The following is a 20,990-nucleotide window of genomic DNA, read 5'->3' on the forward strand; positions in this document are numbered from 1 at the left end:
TCACTACACTACTAATAGAAAGAACCATCATCTTTAGCACTATCTGATTCCTGCCTTAATCGAATCCTTCCAATGGTTTTCCTATCAGTAAAATAATGTCCGGACAGCTCGAGATATTTTTCACTCCACGTATCTTTAACACGAACATAAAATACTGTCGACCCAGTATATGGGTGACGAGTCAAATCTTGAGGAATGGCTCTATATAGGTAGTAAAGCATGTATTGCCCACCTTCAAACGCCGGCGTAGTTTCAAGAGTAATTGACCTAGATGTGTCTGTATGCAGATCTATGCGTGTATAAAGCAAAGTCTGAGTGATTCTTGCCCTAGCGGGTACTTTATACCCCGACTCGGTTACTATCTCCCCCTTCCACATTCCATTGATATCGGGAAAGAGAGACTTGTTGAACCATCGAGAAATTTTCCATATCCTTCGCGAAACAAATTCAGTGGTTATAGACAGTATTATCAGCAGAACAACCCATGGTGCGATACTGAGAATTTTTACTATCGCAAGATCATCTTTCCAATACTCCCGAGCACACTCATAGACACCTAGACTAATAAAGGTGGTAAGAATAGCAACGTATTTGATTAGACGAGAAAAGCTTATGACCTTAAACATACAGATCTAGCTGCTCAAAATTATGCAAGCGACCTTTCCCGCTACTCTTGGCTGAAAGCAGAGCCACGTAAGACTCCCGCAGGTCTTTGCCGACCCCGGCTGAAAACTTGAGTTCGGAACCAACCAAGGATTTTATAGAATCAAAAATAAACTCATCTGTTGGTGCTTTTTCATTACAGAATCCTGCAACACCATCTGCAGCGCAAAACAATATTATAAAACCGTGAACGGTCAAAAAATCAGAAATTTTACTTGTCGCCTCACAAACTAATTTGTTAATCCTGACCAATTCAGATGAGTCATTTTTAATGTAGGCGCTAGCTATTTTCTGGCCTATATCATCACCGTCAACAGTGATATATTTTGCCCTTAAATTTTCCATATGCAAGACACCTCTTTAGCTATCCCTTCCATACTACTTTGATTCTTAGATATTGGCAACCGCAGGCTCACTCAAGCAACGCTTATAAAATACCAATATTTCAAAATCACAACCAATTAAAACCTCAAGCGCACGAATTAATAGCAAATAGCTTTTGACCAAAAAGGGGACGTATTTATTTTTCAGCAGAAGCCTCAAAAATAAATCCGCCCCCTTTTTGCTCTCGGTTTTTTAGAGGCTAGCTGTAACCCTCTAAGAGGTCGGTAATACCTTTCTTATCAAAAAAACCGCACTTGCTGAATGGTTTCGTTACTCCCCATTCTGTGTGCAACTTAGCGATGCAGATTAAATAAATAATACATGTGGGTAGCATGCGCGTGGCAATTGATATATACTTGCTTTTCTCGCTAGCTGGCGCGCTCTCATCAATGAAGGCGAAGAGGTTTCCGAAGCTCTTTATGGCGTTGAAACAAATATCCCCATATGTATCATCAAGCTCTTGGAATGCTTCACTGGGATCCTGTCCGTCTTCTCTCAGTTTGGAGAATTCTTCTTCAATGAATTCGAATGCCTTGAGGCCCGTCATGGTTTTTGATCCGTGCGTGACTTCGGCGCTTTTGCATGTGTCTAGGCAAAGATTGATCAGGTTGAAAAAAGAACTTTCGAAGATCTGAATTGCAGCTACTAATTTCTGCTCTTCAAAGCTTTCTTTAGCGTCGTCCGCCTGCTTTACGGCAACCGCAGTGGCCTTCCTTTGTAGTGCTAGAGTTTCAATTAGCAGTACGGTCGAAATGAAAGTAAGTATGGGGTTTATATTACCCCCGATGAAGTCACCCATCGTCCCTAGGCTGCCGCCATTAAGTGGTTCATCTAAAAGGTAGAAATAGATGAAGTACAGGCAACCTAGTAGGGCGCTTACTATGACCGTTATATTAACCTTCATTGGCAGGCTGGATTTTTTGAATCTGATGGATGCGGAAATATTTCGTCGACTCATCGTTCAAAGTTACACGTGTCACTTCAGCCCGTAAAGGAATTAACTCGTTGTCGGCTACGCCCCTCAAACTAGCAATTATATCCCGCTTGACTGCCCGCGTGAGCGGCATCGATGGGACGAAGCTGTAAGAGTCCTCATCTAGATCAAAAATTAGCCTGCCTGTTCCTGTTCGCGCGTTGAATCGACTAATTCCGACAACCAGAACCTCTCTCTCCGCGCTTGGGATTTCTTCTTCCAAGTAACTGAGTGATCTTTGGTTGAACACTGCAAGCGGTGTCTGGCCCGCATAAAGTGTAGCCTTGTATCCCTGATGTTTTATCGGTGTATGAACTTCTTTAAGCGAAGTGGTGAGGCGATGTGTGATATCTTCGCTGAAGTACATTTTCCGCGCTTTTGCTTTCGCGGTGCGCCTGGTGATTTCTACATCACTTCCGGTCACTTGGTTGATCGTGTGCTTGAGCAATTCAAGATAGCTTTTTGCACCTAGGGTTGTAATTTTTGAAATCGTTTCAGGGGAAGTAAAGGTAATTCTGAATCTTTGTTTGAAAGAGCCTTCGAAACTGGTTTTGAAACGATTCTTGAATCCCTTCGCTGCGGTGGATTTGCTGATGAAGCGCTCATTGACGATGCCGTGTGTCGCAATGGCGATGGCCTCGGATATTCCCTGCATAGAGCGGGCGCCGTAATACATGTCGAGACCGTCAAACTCATTTTCGTCTGAGTCATAGACGACCGAAAAATCAAAGTCCATTTAGCTTTATCTCTGTGCTGACGGTGTTGCACGGAAAATACCTAAACCGCCAAACCCTGTCCAGCGATGGTGAAAGTTGACGGATTTATTTTCTCATTCTGCAACTCATAGGCGAGCGAATCGCATGGATCAATCAGATTAGGCGAGGAGCCTCACAGAGAAACACTTGGAAAATGTTCTCTGAGGAGCCCTCTCCCCAATTTTCCTTACCAAAGCGGCAAACAAAGGAGCCGCCGTTGTTACCACCCCCTCCCCCATTTTCAAGATGAAACCAGCCGCCCTCGTGGAGCACCCTACGGGCGGCATCGTCTTTGGCGTGATCCCTCCGATCTCAGCCATGAGCCTCAACCTCGCCGAGGGCAGGGTCTACGTCAAAGTCGGCCAGCACCACCAGGGCAAGGGCGGTCGAGCAAGTGGCCATGGGCTCCTGCACATCTGGCATGGCAAGAAAGCGTTTCTACGCAAAAGAGGGATCAAAAGCCCGGACCAGCTGGCGGCTTTCATCGCCTCACTCATTGCAAGGGGCACCGAGATCTACCACGACGCCAATCATCCTCTAGCGGCTAAAAAGCGCATCACACTGCTGCGAACCGTAGACGGGACGCTGACGCTGGAACCACGCGAGGGAGACCGCATACTCGGATTCCATTACTCGGTAGTGACCTGGACGCCCCAGCCCACGCCACGAGGAACCAAAGTCGGTGAAATCATGATCGATTGGGCAAAAGAAAAGGCGACCCTTGTGGGGTCGCCTTCGGATGTGAATGAGGCTGTAGTCGCAGCGATTCTTTAGTTTCCGGATCTACGATCCTTAAGGTCAGAACCCAGTCAAATCAACGGCCATATGGTGGGGCCTATCGACTGTCCCTACGTCAGTGAGTGCCAGCTTCACTGCTGCCGGATTCGGGGGGCCAATTACTGGCAAGCCATGCCCAAACATGCGCGGTTGCAGTCCTCGGAGCTCATTCTCGAAGATTTGCCTGGATAGGTCAAACCACCGGTACTCGGTAATTTGTTTCAGCGGGCGACTCGATTGCCCTGGGTCCATCACCTTTTTCGAGGTACAAAAAAGGCCTGCATCGCTGCAAGCCTTCTTGATTTCTGGTGCCGGAGACAGACGGACGGTTGTTGGCCGTGAGGGCACGGTACTCGCGGGGCTGGAATTTGGTGGAATTTTTGATGTACCTCATAGGGTATCTATAAAAAAATCAGCTAGTTATGGCTCTCAATGGAATCGAATCTGGCATTTTTTGGCCCAGTGAGAACTACAATCACCCGCGACAAATGCTATGTGGGGAACGATAGAAAACGACCAATAGCAGCCATTTATGGACGGCAGCGATCGACCTAAAGCGGCCATTTGCTTAAGTCGATTTCCACCTCGGGGCCGCGCCTAGCGGTTATCCGCTGCCCACGTCACATAACATGAATCCCACGCCCTAACGACCGTGCCGTGCTTTCTGGCGCTGGCTGAAGATATCTGATAGATAGAAGCTGAGGCCGGGGTTGAGCTATTGAGTTTTCGAGGTTGGCCCCAGTTGTCCGGGGCTTATCTGCTCACGATGTTTTTGGAGTAGAGAAAATAAGTTCTCCCTTTTTTGGATCGTGTGCAGGGACGTTTGCGCTCGCGTCGGAGTAGCAGCGATGGGCGAGCGGCCATTGACCTCTATAGCTGCTTCTGGTCAAAGCACATCTAGTACGTAACCGTCCCGTACCCGAGTATTACGCTCAATGAACGACTAAGGAACGTGATTGAACCAGTGCCAATCTTATTTACCTAGGATGCAGGGCGATGTCGCCAAGGGTAACGTGGTAGAACAAGACAAGGTAAAGCAGGCCGGAGGGCGAGATCGAGGAGAGCTCCATGTTCACCTGAACGGGGCGATTCCAACACCGATAATTCAAGAGATACTGGCCGATGAAGCAACAGACTTGCCGCCCGGGTTTATTATCGAGCGCGACCTCCTTCGAACCACACCCTGCCAGTCCTTGGCGTCATATTTAACTCCGTGGCAGGTACTGAGACTCTTTCCCAAGAAGCGCGAGAATCTGGACCTCATTTCCAATGCAGTCTTCGCTAGCCTAGTGGAGAACGGAGTGCGCTTCGTCGAACTACGAAGCAGCGTCTTGTACCTCGCCCATCTGCAAAATTGCTCGCCTACCCAAGCCCTAGAAAATCTTATCGAATCAACCAGGACCGCCGCGCATCACCAAGGCATTCGTCGCGGTTTGATTCTTACAGTCACACGCGGCGACTACGGTGCGGTTTGTCTTTCCACACTACTACAGGCCTATCAAGACCTCGGTGAGCCGAACGACATTGTGGGACTCGATCTTGCGGGTGATGAGGAAGTCGCATATCCATCGGAGTTACCGTCACTTTTCCGGAAAGCAAAAGATCGATTCGGACTCGGGGTCACCATACACGCCGGCGAAACCGGTCGCGTGGAGAACGTTCAAGCTGCTCTGGAGTTATTCTGCGCCGACCGCATTGGCCATGGGACAGCTGCTGGTAAGGATCCTCATCTGCTAGAACAATTATCAACGCAGGATATCTGCATCGAGGTATGCCCAATTAGCAACAGACTTACCGGCGCGGTACCTTTCGATGAGGCTCATCCTCTCCAAGACTTTCGGCGCTTTGGAGTTCCATTTGTTATTTGCTCAGACAACCCTGCAATCCATCAGCGCGGTCTAGCAGACGACCAAGCGATCGCGATGGCTGAAGGGCTTACCACCAGCGAGTTGGACCAGCAGTATGAAGTAGCCAAGCGCTACTCCTTCATAAGGGGCCTAGATTGAAAATTCGATTCATGTCTGGAAATACGCACAAGGTCGCCGAGGTGCAACGAATCTTGGCACCGACTGGCGTCGAAATAGTACCGGTGTCGAGGAAGATTGAGGAGTTGCAGACCGAGGATGTCGATCGCTTAGTGCGGGACAAACTGATTAAAGCGTTCGAGGTTATCGGTCGTCCTCTTTTCGTAGAGCACACAGGCCTTTATTTAAGAGGTCTCAACGACTTACCTGCGGGATTGACTCAAATCTTTTGGGACAAACTGGAGGCGGATCGCTTCGTCAGCCTTGTTGCAGGGCTCGGAGATGCGACTGTGATGGCGAAGACCGTACTCGGCTATTGTGATGGGCGTGAGATTCGCCTGTTCGAAGGCTCTATTGAGGGAACAGTTCCACTCTCACCGGCAGGCCCAAGGGGTTTCCAGTGGGACTGCGTCTTCGTTCCGAACGGACACACCCAAACCTTCGCTGAAATGGGTGAGGCAAAGGACGATATTTCGATGCGTCGCAAAGCCCTTGACCAGTTCGCAGCATACCTCAACTCCGTGAGAAGCGTGAAATGAACACTGAATTACTTGATGCGCACCGCACCAACAAACTGATGCTTTTTGTAGGCGCCGGAGTGTCTGCCAATCTCAATTTACCTACCTGGAGCCAGCTGACAGCCCACATCGCCACGGAACTGGGTTATGATCCTAAAATTTTCTCTACATATGGCACCGCGCTAGCACTTGCAGAGTTCTATAAAAAGAAAAAAGGAAGTCTGGGACCGCTGCGTAGCTGGATGGATCGTGAATGGCACAAGCCAGGGACAGATATTACTCAGTCCGAGATCCATCGGCTAATCACCCTTGGAAAATTCTCGCGTATCTACACAACTAACTACGATCGGTGGTTAGAAATCGCCCATGATAAATTCGGCGTCCCTTACGATAAAGTCGCAAGCGTAGCTGACTTAGTGTCAGTCACAGACGGACAACGCCAGATTGTAAAGTTTCATGGAGATTTCGATGACGATGCGTCGATTGTCCTTGATGAGACCAGCTACTTCCAGAGGCTAAATTATGAGTCGCCACTGGACATAAAGCTCAGCAACGATGTTTTGGGAAACTCAGTCCTCTTCATCGGATACAGCCTATCCGACATCAATATCCGACTCCTTTTCTATCGACTAACGGAGATGTGGGGCCGCTCCGCCATCTCGTCTGCAAGACCCAAGTCTTACGTGTTCACGAACCGACCAAACCCAGTTGCACAGGAGGTTTTGGGGCAATGGGGAATCGAGATGATTGTTTCAGAGGAGGACGACCCGAAGAAGGCACTCACCGATTTCCTTAGACAACTAGTGGGCTAAGCTGATCGCAATTAAATGACTATTAATTTTAAATATTGAACGCCCCACAACTCGCGGGTGGTGTGGGTGGACGCTCTTGGCCGTTTACTGCCCTCCACGAATGATAGCTGTGGCTCGGCAGCAGTCGGTCGCGACCGACTGCTGCCGAGCCATATTGGACGATCCAATTGCTAAAAAATAACTCAGATCCAATCTGTGCTTTTGTATCGAATCAGACTAAATTTGAGAGTAACTCACCTGGATTGCCAAGGTGATTTTTGGCGATTCGCGATGTATGATTCAGGATCGCAAAACATTACCTCGCAACTTGAAGCAGCGCTATTCTTTTACCCTAAACACCAAAGCTACCAGAGGCCTCATGACAAAGAAATTAGTTGGAGTACATATAAAATCACCATTAGAATTCATAAGCACTTCAATCTCAAGGGCAAATGCGAATAACTTCCTATCGAAGTTGTGGGATAAATTTAACGAAGACATTGGCAATGTAGGATGCGCTCATTACTACAGACCAACAGTAAACCCTGAGATATACGACTACCGGATACACTGGGCGGATAATAGCTTATCGTTCGAGGCTGAACTTCATTTTTATAATCATACATCCAAAGGGATTTTTGAGATCGGATTTGGAGCAATTGATAACAAATCGCAGCATAGGGACATGCTCGTTGAGAAAAAAATCCGAAATGCCATCAACTATGTATTAAAAGCCAATCTTACGGCAAGCAGCGCTATCCAAGCTTATATGTGCATAGCGGTCCAGACCAAACGAAAACTATCGGGACATTATCGCCTTCTTCAATCGGACTTATTATTAACCAAGGTAAATGATGAAGAGGGCTGCACAGGCCATTTATTTTTTCCAGTCAAATCCACCAATGAAGCAGATTTGGCAAAAGAGACCGAGGACAATGTCGTTAAAATTTGCTCTCGGCTTACCACTTTAACTCAAAACCTATTTACTCCAAGGCTTGATTTATCGTGGGGAAAATTTACGACTGAAGAGTTTGGCAGCATAGTAGATAGATATACTTCTTGCGATATATTTGTTGATGACTCCGGCTTTAGAAAATATGAAAATCTAGAGCCGAACACTCCTCTAACGGGTGAAATCATTGAGACAGGGGACTGTGTAATAAACTCGCTATTGGCGCTGCCTGAACGAGCTGACACTATTATGCGAAAAATCGCACTAAAAGATGACTTCCAGCAAGCTTGTGCAAGATTTGCAGAGGGGCTTCACCTAAGAGAATTGATTAACTCTCAGCAGTTGCCTCCGCAGTCTATCTCCTATGAGATAATTGCTTATACCGCCACTATCGAGGCCCTGCTTGACTCCGAAAAGGTTACTCTTGAAGTGAACTGCCCCAATTGCGACACGATTATAGCTAAAGAAGAATGGAAAATCAGTGAAAAATACAAAGCATTTGTAAATAAATTAAGCATTAATGATTTTTTATTCAAGAAATACTTCCGCCCACTGTACGAGGATCGATCAAAATTCGTGCACACCGCAAAGGATTTATTTGACTTTACTGCCAGAAGAGCAGGTCGCCCCGCGAAATTACTAGGACGCAGAATAGCCACTAGCCGCCCCGAATATTATGAGAATATTCATGAATTGACCGGTTGGCTTGTGAGAAAACACATGTATGAAAGTGGTATCGATGAGGGGGTGTGATTATGCTTTATACTCTATTCTATATGTGAATCACTTGACGGCATACAGAGAAGCTGATTAGCAATGTTTTTTTGGAGGGGGACGGACGGACAAATGGCCTTCTAGTTAATATAAATAATTCCGTTAAATCCCTTAACACAGCAATGTTAATCCAGGCACAAGCCCTTAACTTCCACCCTTGACCGAGAACAGACGGTGAAAAAACGACGGTTTTATACCGAAAGCGGTCAGTCAAGAAGGCTGCTAACGACCCAAGGCGGCCCTTCGCGGAGGCTAGCTAACGTCTCATTGCAGCATCCTTGAAAACTCCGCATAAGTCGCTCAGGAATCTGTATTAGACAACGTATTGACTACTTGGGGAAAATTTTCAGGTACTGCTTAAGAGATCAGCCCTATTTTTTGTCACTCGAAGTTCATATACCTGCAAACTGTCACCACCCTCAGTCACATGAAGGAAACTTTCAAATATTGCCAGACGTCGGAGCAATGGTAACTCTATACTGAAGTGCTACCTCGTACGCTTCGTTAAAAAAAACTGTCAGGGGACGCCGCTCGTAACTTTCATGCTCGCTGATGATCTCAGCATGATCCGAGTCAACAAGCCTTAAATGATAGTGGAGCCACCCGTATAGCTTCGGCGTTGTTTCAACACGGAGACTCAGGCTAGTTTCGGCGAACTTTCGCGCCAGCTTTTCATCCGTCATAACCGCAATGGTTGAGATACTATAAGACATGGCGATGCAAGATAGCTCACCGCTACTCAATTTTTTGGGAGCCAATTTGGCTACGGCGATCAAACTTTCAAGATCACAATGCTGGATAGAAATTGCTTTCCTCCTGAGCGCTGATTTTAGCCGATTCTTGAGCTCCTCCTGTGACACCGAATTTTGCTTTCGTATTTTATATAGACACTCGTAATTAACCATCGGAGTTATAACAAAGTGCACGCCGGATGAGAATGCAGCCAAGCTAAGCTTTTTAGCCGAAAGTATATTCCAAACAGCGCAAGTATCGACGGCTACCAAATTGCAAAAAACCCTTGGATCAAATGCCATGTTTAATTGTCCTACCAAATAATTTCCCTATCTCAATTAGTTCCTGCAAGCTGGCGTCAAGCAATTCCGCTAATCGATGGGTACTGATAAGCTGCCTTTCATATGCGTTGCAACATAGAGAAACATAGTAATCAGAGAGCCCCGTTTCCAAAAGTTCTAGCCGTCGATGTCTTTGAAGGTCGGTCAGATTGTCAGGTGCTTCTGGATCTATCTTTTCCGATTTAGGGATTCGAACTTTTTTCAACAGATCGGCTTGCGCACTAGTCACAATTCCTTCATCTTTTAAAGCCTTAGCAAGAGCAGCTGTACTGACGCGAAATTTTTGCGCCCAATATTGAACAGAGTCGGTGTTCCACGGCGATATGGAACGTAGCATCTGAGGTGGCATGAGATAGTTAGACGCGAAGCTGTTCGCTCTTATTTCGACCAGATCCTTCCTCGAGTATCTCGAACTAGCCATTTCATAAGTTACCATCACATCCTCTGCTGAGTCGAAGATTGAATGGGCAACCTCGTGTGAAACTGAAAATCGTTGCCGGTAGACATCCTCGTTATAGTTGACAAGGACACAATGACCTGCAACGGGGTCATTTATATAAACCCCTGAAACTTCGTCATTGCTCAGTTTTCTGCGAAAAATATGTACGCCTATAGCTCGAAAGTCAGAATATATATCTCGCCCAACTGAGTTGTCAGAATAGTTAAGGTGCTTACGAACTATCTGTGCAGCATCTGCACCATGCTTCTTGTAGAACCCACCACTCCACTTAACCATTGGCTTAGATTTTCTAACGCCTAGAGCCTGTTCAAGTTCACTCTCGCGCTGACAAAGAAGTATAAACTGTTGTATTGCGCGACGATCATTCTGGCTGAATGACTCCCCATGACGGCGGAAAAGAATATCCGTCAAATCGGATGGACCAGGAAGGTTACGATCAATTAGCTGAAGAAACTCGCAATTGTACAATGATGCGAGGATTAAAATTTCATCCCCGGTAGGTTTGGAAATTCCATTTTCAAGCTCCAGTAGCCTCTCGACGGTTATGCCGCAAGCGCTGCTTGCTTCGCTAAAGCTATAACCAAGAGTTCCCCGGCTTTTCTTCAGCCGCTCACTAATCACCCTCAAATCAATAGACATTGATACTCAATCCTTGATAGCAAGTAGAGTATATTAGATGTCCGCGGACAAGATTGCCATTACTAATAGTAAAAATTAGGAGTTGCCTGCAAATCAAGGGTCATTGAGCGTCGAGCCCATTGAAAAAGTAGTTTTCGCAACAGTCAGTCCGCCTCCGGCAGTTTCCACCGTCCGATTGGAATCGACTGTTGTCAGTCGTACATATCAACGTCAGTCCTCGCACGTAGGGTGAACTCCCATGTTTTCTGTAACCGACGAGCGAGTAGCCGCACGGTCAGAAAATAGTAATACCGCGTCATCTCGCTGTGCCGATCCAGGCGATGTTCAAGGAACCAAGCCAAATGCTTTCTTTGCCAAGTCCAAGGTGTCTCTCGCTGCCAGCGTTTTGCGATTTCAGCCTGGATGATTTTCGCTTGGCACAAATGGCGCTGCCGCGTCGCGTACGACCCAGTCATCTCACCGACCAAGAACAACTCCATATCAAATGGCTTGCTCATGTCCGTCCTCCAATGTAGGCAGCGACCACGTCCATCCGACCGTGCCCAAGCTCGTAGCTGATTTGCCTTCGGGCCTCACGATCAAGGTTCCTATCTACCTGGCAACACTGACCGCCGTTGATAGGCCCGCGGTGATGGGTGATTTGTTCATAACGCTCACACGCGTACGCCGCCCGTAGCTCATGGAAGCTTTTGAGGCTGTGTACATGCAGGATGTCCCGTGCCGGGCGGATGATTTTTTGCAGAAGATCCACGTAGCTTTCGTGTGCGGCAATCAGGTTGCGGCTACCCGTAGGGGAAACCTGTCGTGCAAACGCAAGTGCACCTCGGACATGGTCGTTCATTGCAATCCAACGAGGTGCCGAGGCGCCGGCGCGGCCCCCTTTGGTACCGTCCTGGATGTTGATCTTGCCGCAGGCTTCAGCCTCACGGCTAAGCCTTGGTAGGTCAGCCAAGATGGCTTCACGCAAGCGCATACCTGTGGCTCGTGCCAACAGAACGATCGCGGCGGCCCGTTGCTGATGATCGCGGCAAAGTGCATCGACGATCTGCTTAACCTGTTCGTGGTCTTGGCCCTGCGGCACCGACTGTCGAACCCCGATGCGCTGCATACCCAACGCCTTGCTCGGACTTGGCAACTTCACGCACTGATCACCGCGAAGCGCTGCCATGGTCCTGTTAACGCTGGATAGTCGATTTTGTGCGGTGCTGACAGCAAGGTCACCGCGCCCAACCACGTCACGCAGATACGCCGCATAGTCGGCCAACACCTTCCGATCAATCTGTCGCGCATCATTGATACCCGGCCCCTGTTCTGAGCGGCACCACCTCACGAATGCCTGCCATCGATCACAATGCGCCTTGACCGTGCCATAGTGACCGCCACCGAACATGTCTTTCAGCGCTTGTGGCCCCGCGTAGCTCAGTTGCCTGCCGTAGCCAAAATTGCGGCCATCCCGCCTACCTACCAATGCCATGTCAGTCACCTCATCTTCCAATCTCCGATCCTCGCCCCACGTCATCCCGCCAAGAATGTTGAGTGTTATCAGGGATCAAGGCCCCTGCGACCTGTGGGGAATGTCCACTACGCGGGACTGGCGGCTCCTTACGTCCGGGAGCAAGGGCATCTCATGATCTGGCCTCCTGAGCACCGTTACCGGTGGGCGGGTGGAGGCTGCATTGGCTGACGAGACCAGCGCCGCGAGATCCTGAGCCGGGTGAACGCAGCAATGCGATGACCGGGGCATGCCTGACTGTCAGTCAGGTGCAGTCATTCCTTGGTCTGCGGCACCATCATCTACAGCGCTGTTGCTGGTGACATCGGCGTTTGTCACGCCGATTGTCACGAGGGGGAATGCCGCAAAGCCAGGTGCGATCAGGGCTGCAGCAGTGTTAGAAGTGCCCGTCTCTTTCCAGAGAAAGAGACGGGCACAGGTTGGCGCAATTTTCGGCCAAGCGGATAGGTTGCTGCAGGGCAGCGAGGTACGGTGTGTCTGGCGCACGAGGGCCACATGTGTAAGAGCATCCATCACCGGGGAGGTGACCGGGCGAGCTACCGAATGCTAATCGCCCTTGGGGAGAACCACCGTAGGAGCGGCGTGACCTTTAAGGCTCGGGTCACCTGGGGTGCTGTCATCGACAGCCTTTGCACGGCCAGTTCTACGCCTGTGGATAAACCCGGTCAAGGGCCGAAATTAAGCGCCCTTGAGGACGTGAAAAGCGGTTATCCATCGTTGGAATTACTTGGTAAACCCCGGACAACGTTGTGGCTTTTAGCTCTTCAAAGTGAGGTCCATCCAAACAGGGCGGCTTTGCAGCCCTGTTTGGATGGACCCGCGTGAAAGAGCAGCCAGCGCCGATCTTGCAGGCTCACCCACGATTGAATGCGCCATGACCATTTGGCAAGGCGGTGACGTTATCGCCTACCGGATGGGCAAACTCATGCGGAGTGACATGGCCCGATCTGTTGGCATCGATGTAGTTACTCCACCACGCCATGATCAACCGACGCTGCTCCAGAAATTGGGCCTTGTGGATGTAAGCAGCGCGCACGCGGTTACGCTCCTGATGGCTCATCTGCCGCTCAATCGCCGCGTCCGTCCACAGCCCTGATTCGAGCAAGGCACTACAAGCCATGGTCCTGAAACCATGCCCGCACACGTCCTTGGTGGTGTCGTAGCCCATATTGCGAAGCACCTGGTTAACCGTATTCTCCGACAAGGGTTTCCAGTACCTGTGATCACCGGGCAACACGAGTTCAGAGAAGCGATTCAAGCTGCGCAGCCGTTCAAGGATCTCGATGACTTGAGGCGACAACGGCACTATCTGAATGTCCCCACTCATCTTGGTCCCGCGCGTGGAATAGCGAACGCCTTCAATCGACTTACGGGTATCGGGGATCTCCCACATCGCCCGTTGCAGGTCGAATTCATCCCACCGGGCGAAGCGCAGTTCGCTGGAGCGCACGAACACATGCAGCGTCAGCAGCACTGCGAGCCGAGTCAGCTCGCGACCGGTGTAGTTGTCGATTCGGTCCAACAGTTCAGGAAGGCGGTTCAGCGAGAGTGCAGGACGGTGCACGGTGCGCGGCGCTTGAATCGAGCCGGCCAGATCGAGCGCTGGGTTTTGAGTGATCTGCCGCGCCCGCTTCGCACCCCGCATGATCGTGGATAGATAGTTCTGCACACGCAGGGCTACATCCATGGTGCCGCGATCCTTGATTCGCTGAGTGACCTCAAGGAGATCGTGGGTGTCGAGCTCAGCAATTGGCCGCTGGCCAATCAGTGGAAACACATGGGTACGCAACCTACTCAGCACCGTCTTGGCATGGCCCTCAGTCCACCGTCGGGACATTTCGACGTGCCACTCCAGAGCGACGGTTTCAAACAGAAGACTCGCCCGCTGAGCTGCGATCTTGGCCTTCTGCTTTTCTTCCATCGGATCAAGGTTGTCGAGCAACAGAGCCTTGGCCTCATCGCGCTTGGTCCTCGCGACGGCCAACGAAACGATGGGGTACTTGCCGATAATCAGCGTGCCTTCCTTGCCGCTGGGTTTGAAATACCGCAGCCGCCAAGTCTTCGAGCCACTGGGCGCAACGTACAGGTACATACCCCCGCCGTCGAACAGTTTATAGGCTCGATCACGCGGTTTGGCCGTGCGGCATTTGAGGTCGCTGAGCGGAATGGCTAGACGTGGCATAGAGGTACGTTCTCCATTCAGGAAAGACGCTGTACCCCAAAAATACCCCCGGTTATTGGGGATTTAGTTGGTTCCCGACGGAGGGTCGTGGAAACGAAAAACCGGCCAAAAGGCCGGTTTAGAGGGTTTCCAAAGCATTCAGCGGAATGCAGTGGAGCTGGATGTGGTGCCGGAGACAGGAATCGAACCTGCGACCTTCGCGTTACGAGTGCGCTGCTCTACCGACTGAGCTACACCGGCGTGTTGCGCAACGTACCATTGCCGTGTCCGTTACGCAAACCCCTGTTTCACCTCACTTTCACGGCGCCTTGCAGCCATTCGGCGCGAGGTCTTCCTCCACCGTGGTCACGCAGCTCCACCCTGCCTGGGTGCGGGCCAGGGTCACGGTCTTGCCCAGCACATTGGCCGGTGCGTCGGCCAGGGTGCAGGCGATGCTGGCGGTGCCGTCGGCCGCCGTGCCGCTGGCGGTGATCGCGCAATGGGCAGTGGCGGGCTGGCCGCCGAGGCTGGCGACGTCGGGCACGTCCTTGCCTTCGTTCAGGCGGATGTCCATCGGCGTTTTCAGCGCGGAGATTTCCAGCAGCGCCGCCGCGGCTTTGGCGCGGGCCTGGTGGTTGGTGTACATGGGGATGGCGATGGTCGCCAGGATGCCGATGATCGCGACGACGATCATCAGTTCGATCAGGGTGATACCTCGTTGCCCTTTCATGAACGGTCTTCCTTCGTAATACATGGAGGCGCGGTCGGCGCATGTTCATCTTTTCGGCGCCCCGGCCGGCAGGCGCGCAGTAGGCCTGAACCGACACCTTTTGTCACCCCTGCACGGCAGGGCGTCATCTTCGCTGAACTACTCTAGTGAGCGTCATGGAAACGCGCCCGCCCTCGGGCCCGGCAAGCTGTTACGGGGCTTGTCGCCGCACTGCAAAGGACCTTCGCATGCCACCGTCTACCCGCCTCTACGCCTGGGAGGGCATCGATGCCTCCGGCACTCGTCAACACGGCCAGCAACCGGGGCGCAGCCCGGCGTTTGTGCAGGCCTGGCTGCAACGCCAGGGCATCCGGGCCACGCGGGTGAGGTTGGCGGGTGGGTTGCAGTGGCGCTGGCCGCAGCGGGCGGGCAAGGCGGATGCGGCGGGGTTCAGCCGGCAGCTGGCGACCTTGCTGACGGCGGGGGTGCCGTTGTTGCAGGCGTTCGAGGTGATGGCGCGCAGCACAGTGGACAGCGGCATGGCGGCGTTGCTGGCGCGGTTGAAACAGGACGTGGCGGCGGGGCTTGGGCTGGCGGAGGCGTTGCAGCGGCATCCGGCGTGGTTCGATGCGCTGTACTGCAACCTGGTGCGGGTGGGCGAGCAGTCGGGCACGCTGGACCGGCAACTGGAGCAGATGGCGGGGATGCTGGAGAAGCGCCAGGCGCTGCGGCAGAAGGTGCGCAAGGCGATGCTGTATCCGGCGCTGTTGCTGCTGACCGGGCTCGGGGTGGCGGCGTTGTTGCTGTTGGAGGTGGTGCCGCGCTTTCAGGGGCTGTTCGCCAGTTTCGACAAGGCGCTGCCGGCGTTCACCCAGTGGGTGATCGATTTATCCACAGGGCTGGGCAATCACGTGGGGTGGCTGGTGCTGTTGATAACTGTGTTGGGGGTTGGCGGGCGGGAGGTTTATCGGCGGCATCTGCCGGCGCGGCTGTGGATGGCGCGCTGGGGGCTGCGGGTGCCGGTGGTCGGCACCTTGCTCGGGCAGGCGGCGTTGGCGCGGTTTGCGCGCAGCCTGGCGACTTCTTATACAGCCGGCGTGGCGTTGCTGGATGCGCTGGCAACGGTGGCGCCGGTCAGTGGCAACTGCCTGCATGAGCGGGCGATCCTGGCGTTGCGCCAGGGCGTGGCCAATGGGGCGAGCCTGCAACAGGCGATGGAGGCGGACGGGCTTTTCCCGCCGCTGCTGCGCCAGCTGGTGGCGGTCGGCGAGGCCAGCGGCACCCTCGACACCATGCTGGACAAGGCCGCGCTACATTACGAAGAGCAGGTGAGCCAGGCGCTGGAGCAGTTGACCACGCTGCTGGAGCCGGCCATCGTGCTGATCCTCGGGCTGCTGGTGGGGGGCCTTGTCGTGGCGATGTACTTGCCGATCTTCCAGTTGGGTAGCCTGATCTGAACATGAATGCCTGGGCCGTAATCGTCGATCATCCACCGTTCTTTTATGCCCTGGCCGCGGTGCTGGGGTTGCTGGTGGGCAGTTTTCTCAATGTGCTGGCGTACCGGCTGCCGGTGATGCTCGAGCGCCAGTGGCAGCGCGAGGCACAGGAGGTGCTGGGGCTGCCGCAGGCCGAGCACGAGCGCTTCGACCTGTGCCTGCCGGCGTCGCGCTGCCCCCACTGCCAGCGCCCGATCCGGGCGTGGGAAAACATTCCGGTGTTGAGTTATGTGGCCTTGCGCGGGCGTTGCTCGGGGTGCAAGGCGCGGATCAGTGCGCGTTATCCACTGGTGGAACTGGCCACCGCCCTGCTGTCGCTGCTGGTGGCGTGGCATTTCGGGCCGGGCGTGGAGGCGCTGGCGGTGATGCTGCTGACCTGGGGGCTGATCGTCTTGAGCCTGATCGATGCCGAGCACCAGTTGCTGCCAGATGTGCTGGTGCTGCCGCTGTTGTGGCTGGGGCTGGTGGTTAACGCCTTCGGGCTGCTGGTGCCGCTGGCCGACGCGGTGTGGGGTGCGGTGGCGGGTTACCTGAGCCTGTGGACAGTTTATTGGGTGTTCAAGCTGGTCACCGGCAAGGAGGGCATGGGCTTTGGCGACTTCAAGCTGTTGGCCATGCTCGGGGCCTGGGGCGGCTGGCAGATTTTGCCGCTGACCTTGATGCTGGCCTCGCTGGTGGGGGCGTTGATCGGGCTGACGCTGGTGCGTCTGAAGCGCACGCAAATGGGCGCTGCGCTGCCTTTCGGGCCTTATCTGGCCATTGCGGGGTGGATCGCCGTGCTCTGGGGTGATGAAATAGTCGCTTCTTACCTGCAACTGCTTGGAACCTGATGAGCACAGCGCCTTTCACCCCCTGGATTCTCGGCCTGACCGGCGGCATCGGCAGCGGCAAGAGCGCCGCCGCCGAGCGTTTCGTCGAGCTGGGCGTGCACCTGGTCGATGCCGACCAGGCGGCGCGCTGGGTTGTCGAGCCGGGGCGCCCTGCCCTGGCCCGCATCGTCGAGCGCTTCGGCCCCGGTGTACTGCTGGAGGACGGCCAGCTCGACCGTGGCGCCCTGCGCCAGCAGATCTTTGCTGACCCTGCGCAACGGCAATGGCTGGAGCAGCTGCTGCACCCGCTGATCGGCCAGGAGATCTTCAGCTACCTGGCCAAGGCCGAGACGCCCTATGCGGTGTATGTGTCGCCGCTGTTGATCGAGTCGGGGCAGTTCAGCAAGACCCAGCGCATCCTGGTGATCGATGCGCCGACCGAGTTGCAGGTGCAGCGCACCCTGCAACGGGACAACACCAGCCCCGAGCAGGTGCAGGCGATTCTCAAGGCCCAGCTGGCCCGGGAAGAGCGCCTGCGCCATGCCGATGACGTGGTGGTCAATGATCGTGACCTGCAATCGCTGCACGACGAGATCGACCGCCTGCACCACTTTTACCTGACTTTGCGAGGAGGCCAGCCATGAGCCAGCCGATGACCGTTGATTGCCCGACCTGTGGGGCGCCTGTGGAATGGGGGGAGAAGAGCCCGTTCCGGCCGTTCTGCTCGGACCGCTGCAAGCTGATCGACCTGGGGGCCTGGGCGGCCGAGGAGCACAAGATCGCGGGGGCGGAAGAGTCCGAGGATGAGTTGTATTCGGGGGATCTGGAGCCACGGCACTAAGCTGGGCTTGGTGGTGAGAGCACCGCCGCAATCGCGGGGCAAGCCCGCTCCCACGCCGGTCGTCCATTAACTGGGAGGCCGGCGTTCAAGCCTCAGACATTTCTTACCGGTTAATCAGACCGCGCTGAATAGGCGCTCGCCCTATCCATTGGCATCGTTCGATGCACCAGCCATTCTCCTTGCTGCTGGTCATCCGAGCAGGACGCCAACATGCCAGAACTGTATTTCATCGCTTACGGATTGGCGGCGGGCGTACTGCTCGACTGGCTGTGCCGCCCTAAAGGGTTGCGAAGGGCTGTGTACATCATCTTCATGGTGGTCGGCATCACCACTTGCTCCCAATTGGGTGAACGGCAAGTGCTGCAGCTCGATGGCGGCCTGTGGGGGATGTTGTTCATGCTGGTCGGCCAGCGCTTGCTGTTCAAACGCTCACGCTATTTTCGCGATGATTCGGATTGAGAAACGACAGGCCGAGGTCACTCAATCGCGGGGCAAGCCCGCTCCCACTGAGATCGCACACGATCGTTATGGGCCAGCCATACAGCAACCCCAACGCCCCAACAGCAATTGCTGCAGGAAACGCCGGGGCCGCGTTGCGGCCCATCGCTGGCAAGCCAGCTCCCACAGGGACGGCGTTTGGTTTGAGCGGGCTACGCGGTCAGTGTGGGAGCCGGCTTGCCGGCGAGAGGCCGGGGCAGGCAACACAATAAAGTCTTAGCGTTCCTCGTCCTTCCACGGCGCCTGCAGATAGCGGCTGCGGTTAAACGTTTCCAGCCACTCGGGGCAGAACACCACCAAGGCACTGATCACCGTGCCATTGATAAACGCCTCGGGGAACATCATCAGCCACAGATAGCCAACAAAGTCGCTCAGCCACTCCGGCATGGCGAAACGCTCGTCCATCCACAATATCCCCAGCCCAGCCGCCAGGCACACCAACACGGTCAACGCGGCAGGGAAGAACCCACAACAGAAGATATACACGAACAGGTTACGCGGCTGGGCACGCTCGACCAGGATCGCGCACACCTCGGTGACCAGCACCGGCAACCCTACGATCAGCAGGCCGTTGACGCCGATAGCAGCGAGGTCCTGGCGGCCGAGCAGCAACAGGCCAAGCTGGGCGAGAAAGCCGCCGAGCACCGCCAGCGGCCAGTCCAGCAGCAGGGTAACGGCAGTCATGCCGATGAAGTGGTACGACACGCCAGTATCGAAATCACGCCGCACCAGCCACAGCACGAACAGGCAGAACACCGTGCCGAACAGCAGGTGCTGGCGGCGGGTGTCAGCGAACAACTCCACCCAGCGCGTGCGGCTGGCGGCCCAGACCAGCAGGGGCACGTAACCGAGCCAGCCAAGGGTAAGGCTGGTGCTGGACAAGACCTGTGCGCTAATCACCTGAACAATATCCCTGTCGGCCATGTGGACAAGCCTGAGTCTACACCCATTCTCCCTTTCGTCCGGTTGCTATAGGCTGACACCTCCTTTCGCTGCAGGACGCATCCCCAATGACCGAAGGCATCAACCTGCCCTTGCTGCTGGGCGCGCTGTTCAGCGCCACCGCGGGGGTACTGCACCTGATGGTCATCGCCGTGGGCCCGCGCTGGTACCGTCTGTTCGGCGCGGGCGAACGCATGGCCCGGGCCGCGGAACAAGGGCGCGCCTACCCTGCCCTGGTCACAGCGGCGATCGCGTCGGTACTGCTGGCCTGGGCCGCCTACGCGCTGTCGGCGGCCGGTGTGATCGCGCCCTTGCCATTGCTGATGCCGATCATCTGCTTGATCACCCTGGTGTACCTGGCCCGTGGCCTGCTGGGGCCGCTTTTGCTGGCCGGCACCGGGCGCAGCCGGCGTTTCATCGCGGTCAGTTCGGCCATTTGTGTGGGCGGCGGGCTGCTGCACCTGTTCGGGGTCGTGCAGCAATGGCTGGTGCTGGGCTGATTCCCACGCACAAACAGCATCTTACCGTCATCAATTAGCGACTAAGCTTGTCCCCATGGATGACTCAGACTACCTGCGCCTGCTTACCATCCAGGCCGAACAAGCCAATGCGTTCCTGTCCAATGCCCGCAAATGGGAACGCGAGCGTTGGGTCTGCCAGCGCCTGCTGCAGGGGCTGAACATTCCCTACCGCAGCGAGGACTTCACCCCGGCCGGGCAGGAACCGCCAGACGTGCTGTTCCGCGACGCGGCGTTCGAGGTGTTCTTCGTGCTCGACGAGGGCCGGCGGCTCAATGACGAGTGGCGCGAAGAGCTGCAACGCCGGCGCAGCGCGTTCTCCCTGAGCCAACTGGTGCGCCGCGAACAACGCCCCCGGCGGATCAGCGCCCAGGAACTGCTGGCACGCCTGGCGCCCACGCTGCGCAAGAAATCGCACAACTACCGCGAACGCGGGCTGGACCTGGGTGAGCTGGACATCATCGCCTTCTCCAGCCTCAAGCGCGAAGTGCTCGACCTCAACAGCCATTTCCCGCCGCCCACCGAGTACCTGCGCCAGGGCTGGCGCTCGTTGTCGCTGGTGGGGCCGACCTTCGCCCGGGTGCTGTTCGCCCATCCGGACGCGCCGGATTTCCTGCGCGGCAACCTGGGGCGCAGCATTGTGTTCGACGTAGGTATCAGTCTTTGATCCAGTGCCGGGTGTGTTTGCGATCACGTACACTCGGCGCCAGGGATAGAAAG

General features: G+C 54.2%; 23 protein-coding genes and 1 tRNA gene. 12 read left to right on the forward strand and 12 right to left on the reverse strand.

What is annotated here, in order from left to right; genetic code table 11:
• Window positions 1-11 precede the first annotated feature (11 nt).
• The 4 genes from VUG52_RS23320 to VUG52_RS23335 all read right to left on the reverse strand — a co-directional run bounded on the left by VUG52_RS23320 (window position 12) and on the right by VUG52_RS23335 (window position 2,756).
• Window positions 12-626, reverse strand: a complete 615-nt coding sequence (locus VUG52_RS23320; RefSeq protein WP_331832137.1) for a hypothetical protein — start codon at window positions 624-626, stop codon at window positions 12-14.
• The gene (locus VUG52_RS23325) at window positions 619-1,008 is read right to left on the reverse strand and encodes a mCpol domain-containing protein (protein WP_331833189.1); all 390 of its coding nucleotides are present in this window, start codon (window positions 1,006-1,008) and stop codon (window positions 619-621) included. The genes VUG52_RS23320 and VUG52_RS23325 overlap by 8 nt, the downstream gene beginning before the upstream one ends.
• Before the next feature lie 238 nt (window positions 1,009-1,246).
• Entirely contained in the window at window positions 1,247-1,846 is a 600-nt protein-coding gene (locus tag VUG52_RS23330) for a hypothetical protein (RefSeq protein ID WP_331832138.1), read from the reverse strand.
• Between the two features lie 94 nt (window positions 1,847-1,940).
• On the reverse strand, window positions 1,941-2,756 hold the full coding sequence (locus VUG52_RS23335; RefSeq protein WP_331832139.1) for a DUF7946 domain-containing protein: 816 nt from the start codon (window positions 2,754-2,756) through the stop codon (window positions 1,941-1,943).
• Window positions 2,757-3,093: 337 nt separating this feature from the next.
• Between VUG52_RS23335 and VUG52_RS23340 the strand changes: the two genes are divergently transcribed.
• From VUG52_RS23340 to VUG52_RS23360, 5 genes are all read left to right on the forward strand, one after another.
• On the forward strand, window positions 3,094-3,549 hold the full coding sequence (locus VUG52_RS23340; RefSeq protein ID WP_331832140.1) for a hypothetical protein: 456 nt from the start codon (window positions 3,094-3,096) through the stop codon (window positions 3,547-3,549).
• Window positions 3,550-4,508: 959 nt separating this feature from the next.
• Window positions 4,509-5,558 carry an adenosine deaminase gene (locus tag VUG52_RS23345; protein WP_331832141.1) on the forward strand — a complete coding sequence of 350 codons (1,050 nt, stop codon included), beginning with the start codon at window positions 4,509-4,511 and terminating at the stop codon, window positions 5,556-5,558.
• Window positions 5,555-6,115 carry a non-canonical purine NTP pyrophosphatase gene (locus VUG52_RS23350; protein ID WP_331832142.1) on the forward strand — a complete coding sequence of 187 codons (561 nt, stop codon included), beginning with the start codon at window positions 5,555-5,557 and terminating at the stop codon, window positions 6,113-6,115. Before VUG52_RS23345 ends, VUG52_RS23350 begins: the two co-directional genes overlap by 4 nt.
• On the forward strand, window positions 6,112-6,906 hold the full coding sequence (locus tag VUG52_RS23355; RefSeq protein WP_331832143.1) for an SIR2 family protein: 795 nt from the start codon (window positions 6,112-6,114) through the stop codon (window positions 6,904-6,906). The genes VUG52_RS23350 and VUG52_RS23355 overlap by 4 nt, the downstream gene beginning before the upstream one ends.
• A gap of 358 nt (window positions 6,907-7,264) precedes the next feature.
• Entirely contained in the window at window positions 7,265-8,590 is a 1,326-nt protein-coding gene (locus VUG52_RS23360) for a hypothetical protein (RefSeq protein WP_331832144.1), read from the forward strand.
• 461 nt (window positions 8,591-9,051) lie between these two features.
• Here the strand turns inward: VUG52_RS23360 and VUG52_RS23365 are convergent, their stop codons facing one another.
• From VUG52_RS23365 to VUG52_RS23395, 7 genes are all read right to left on the reverse strand, one after another.
• Window positions 9,052-9,645, reverse strand: a complete 594-nt coding sequence (locus VUG52_RS23365; RefSeq protein WP_331832145.1) for a hypothetical protein — start codon at window positions 9,643-9,645, stop codon at window positions 9,052-9,054.
• Window positions 9,635-10,783, reverse strand: a complete 1,149-nt coding sequence (locus tag VUG52_RS23370) for a helix-turn-helix domain-containing protein (protein ID WP_331832147.1) — start codon at window positions 10,781-10,783, stop codon at window positions 9,635-9,637. Before VUG52_RS23370 ends, VUG52_RS23365 begins: the two co-directional genes overlap by 11 nt.
• Before the next feature lie 191 nt (window positions 10,784-10,974).
• On the reverse strand, window positions 10,975-11,280 hold the full coding sequence (locus VUG52_RS23375) for a hypothetical protein (RefSeq protein ID WP_331832148.1): 306 nt from the start codon (window positions 11,278-11,280) through the stop codon (window positions 10,975-10,977).
• Complete coding sequence (locus VUG52_RS23380) at window positions 11,277-12,257, reverse strand: integrase domain-containing protein (RefSeq protein WP_331832149.1); 981 nt, start codon at window positions 12,255-12,257, stop codon at window positions 11,277-11,279. The genes VUG52_RS23375 and VUG52_RS23380 overlap by 4 nt, the downstream gene beginning before the upstream one ends.
• An 892-nt stretch (window positions 12,258-13,149) precedes the next feature.
• The gene (locus VUG52_RS23385; RefSeq protein ID WP_331832150.1) at window positions 13,150-14,478 is read right to left on the reverse strand and encodes a tyrosine-type recombinase/integrase; all 1,329 of its coding nucleotides are present in this window, start codon (window positions 14,476-14,478) and stop codon (window positions 13,150-13,152) included.
• Between the two features lie 164 nt (window positions 14,479-14,642).
• Window positions 14,643-14,718, reverse strand: a tRNA-Thr gene (locus VUG52_RS23390).
• Between the two features lie 58 nt (window positions 14,719-14,776).
• Complete coding sequence (locus VUG52_RS23395) at window positions 14,777-15,187, reverse strand: pilin (protein WP_062575174.1); 411 nt, start codon at window positions 15,185-15,187, stop codon at window positions 14,777-14,779.
• 227 nt (window positions 15,188-15,414) lie between these two features.
• On the opposite strand from VUG52_RS23395, the gene VUG52_RS23400 reads away from it, so the two are divergent.
• The 5 genes from VUG52_RS23400 (at window position 15,415) to VUG52_RS23420 (ending at window position 18,771) form a co-directional block, all read left to right on the forward strand.
• The gene (locus VUG52_RS23400) at window positions 15,415-16,623 is read left to right on the forward strand and encodes a type II secretion system F family protein (RefSeq protein ID WP_262974611.1); all 1,209 of its coding nucleotides are present in this window, start codon (window positions 15,415-15,417) and stop codon (window positions 16,621-16,623) included.
• A 2-nt stretch (window positions 16,624-16,625) separates the two neighbouring features.
• Complete coding sequence (locus VUG52_RS23405) at window positions 16,626-17,492, forward strand: prepilin peptidase (protein WP_262974610.1); 867 nt, start codon at window positions 16,626-16,628, stop codon at window positions 17,490-17,492.
• Window positions 17,492-18,115, forward strand: a complete 624-nt coding sequence (gene coaE / locus VUG52_RS23410) for a dephospho-CoA kinase (RefSeq protein ID WP_011535704.1) — start codon at window positions 17,492-17,494, stop codon at window positions 18,113-18,115. The genes VUG52_RS23405 and coaE overlap by 1 nt, the downstream gene beginning before the upstream one ends.
• Complete coding sequence (gene yacG, locus VUG52_RS23415; protein ID WP_011535705.1) at window positions 18,112-18,312, forward strand: DNA gyrase inhibitor YacG; 201 nt, start codon at window positions 18,112-18,114, stop codon at window positions 18,310-18,312. Before coaE ends, yacG begins: the two co-directional genes overlap by 4 nt.
• A gap of 210 nt (window positions 18,313-18,522) precedes the next feature.
• The gene (locus tag VUG52_RS23420; RefSeq protein ID WP_050703676.1) at window positions 18,523-18,771 is read left to right on the forward strand and encodes a hypothetical protein; all 249 of its coding nucleotides are present in this window, start codon (window positions 18,523-18,525) and stop codon (window positions 18,769-18,771) included.
• Window positions 18,772-19,026: 255 nt separating this feature from the next.
• On the opposite strand, the gene VUG52_RS23425 is transcribed toward VUG52_RS23420, so the two are convergent.
• Complete coding sequence (locus VUG52_RS23425) at window positions 19,027-19,734, reverse strand: energy-coupling factor ABC transporter permease (protein ID WP_331832151.1); 708 nt, start codon at window positions 19,732-19,734, stop codon at window positions 19,027-19,029.
• 86 nt (window positions 19,735-19,820) lie between these two features.
• Here VUG52_RS23425 and VUG52_RS23430 point away from each other — a divergent pair, with 86 nt between their 5' ends.
• Window positions 19,821-20,252: a hypothetical protein gene (locus VUG52_RS23430; RefSeq protein ID WP_220689944.1), complete on the forward strand. Its 432-nt coding sequence runs from the start codon at window positions 19,821-19,823 to the stop codon at window positions 20,250-20,252.
• 55 nt (window positions 20,253-20,307) lie between these two features.
• Entirely contained in the window at window positions 20,308-20,937 is a 630-nt protein-coding gene (locus tag VUG52_RS23435; protein WP_050703673.1) for a DUF1780 domain-containing protein, read from the forward strand.
• Window positions 20,938-20,990 lie beyond the last annotated feature (53 nt).

It is taken from the genome of Pseudomonas sp. LH21 (assembly GCF_036549575.1).
Taxonomy (GTDB): Bacteria; Pseudomonadota; Gammaproteobacteria; order Pseudomonadales; family Pseudomonadaceae; genus Aquipseudomonas; species Aquipseudomonas peradeniyensis.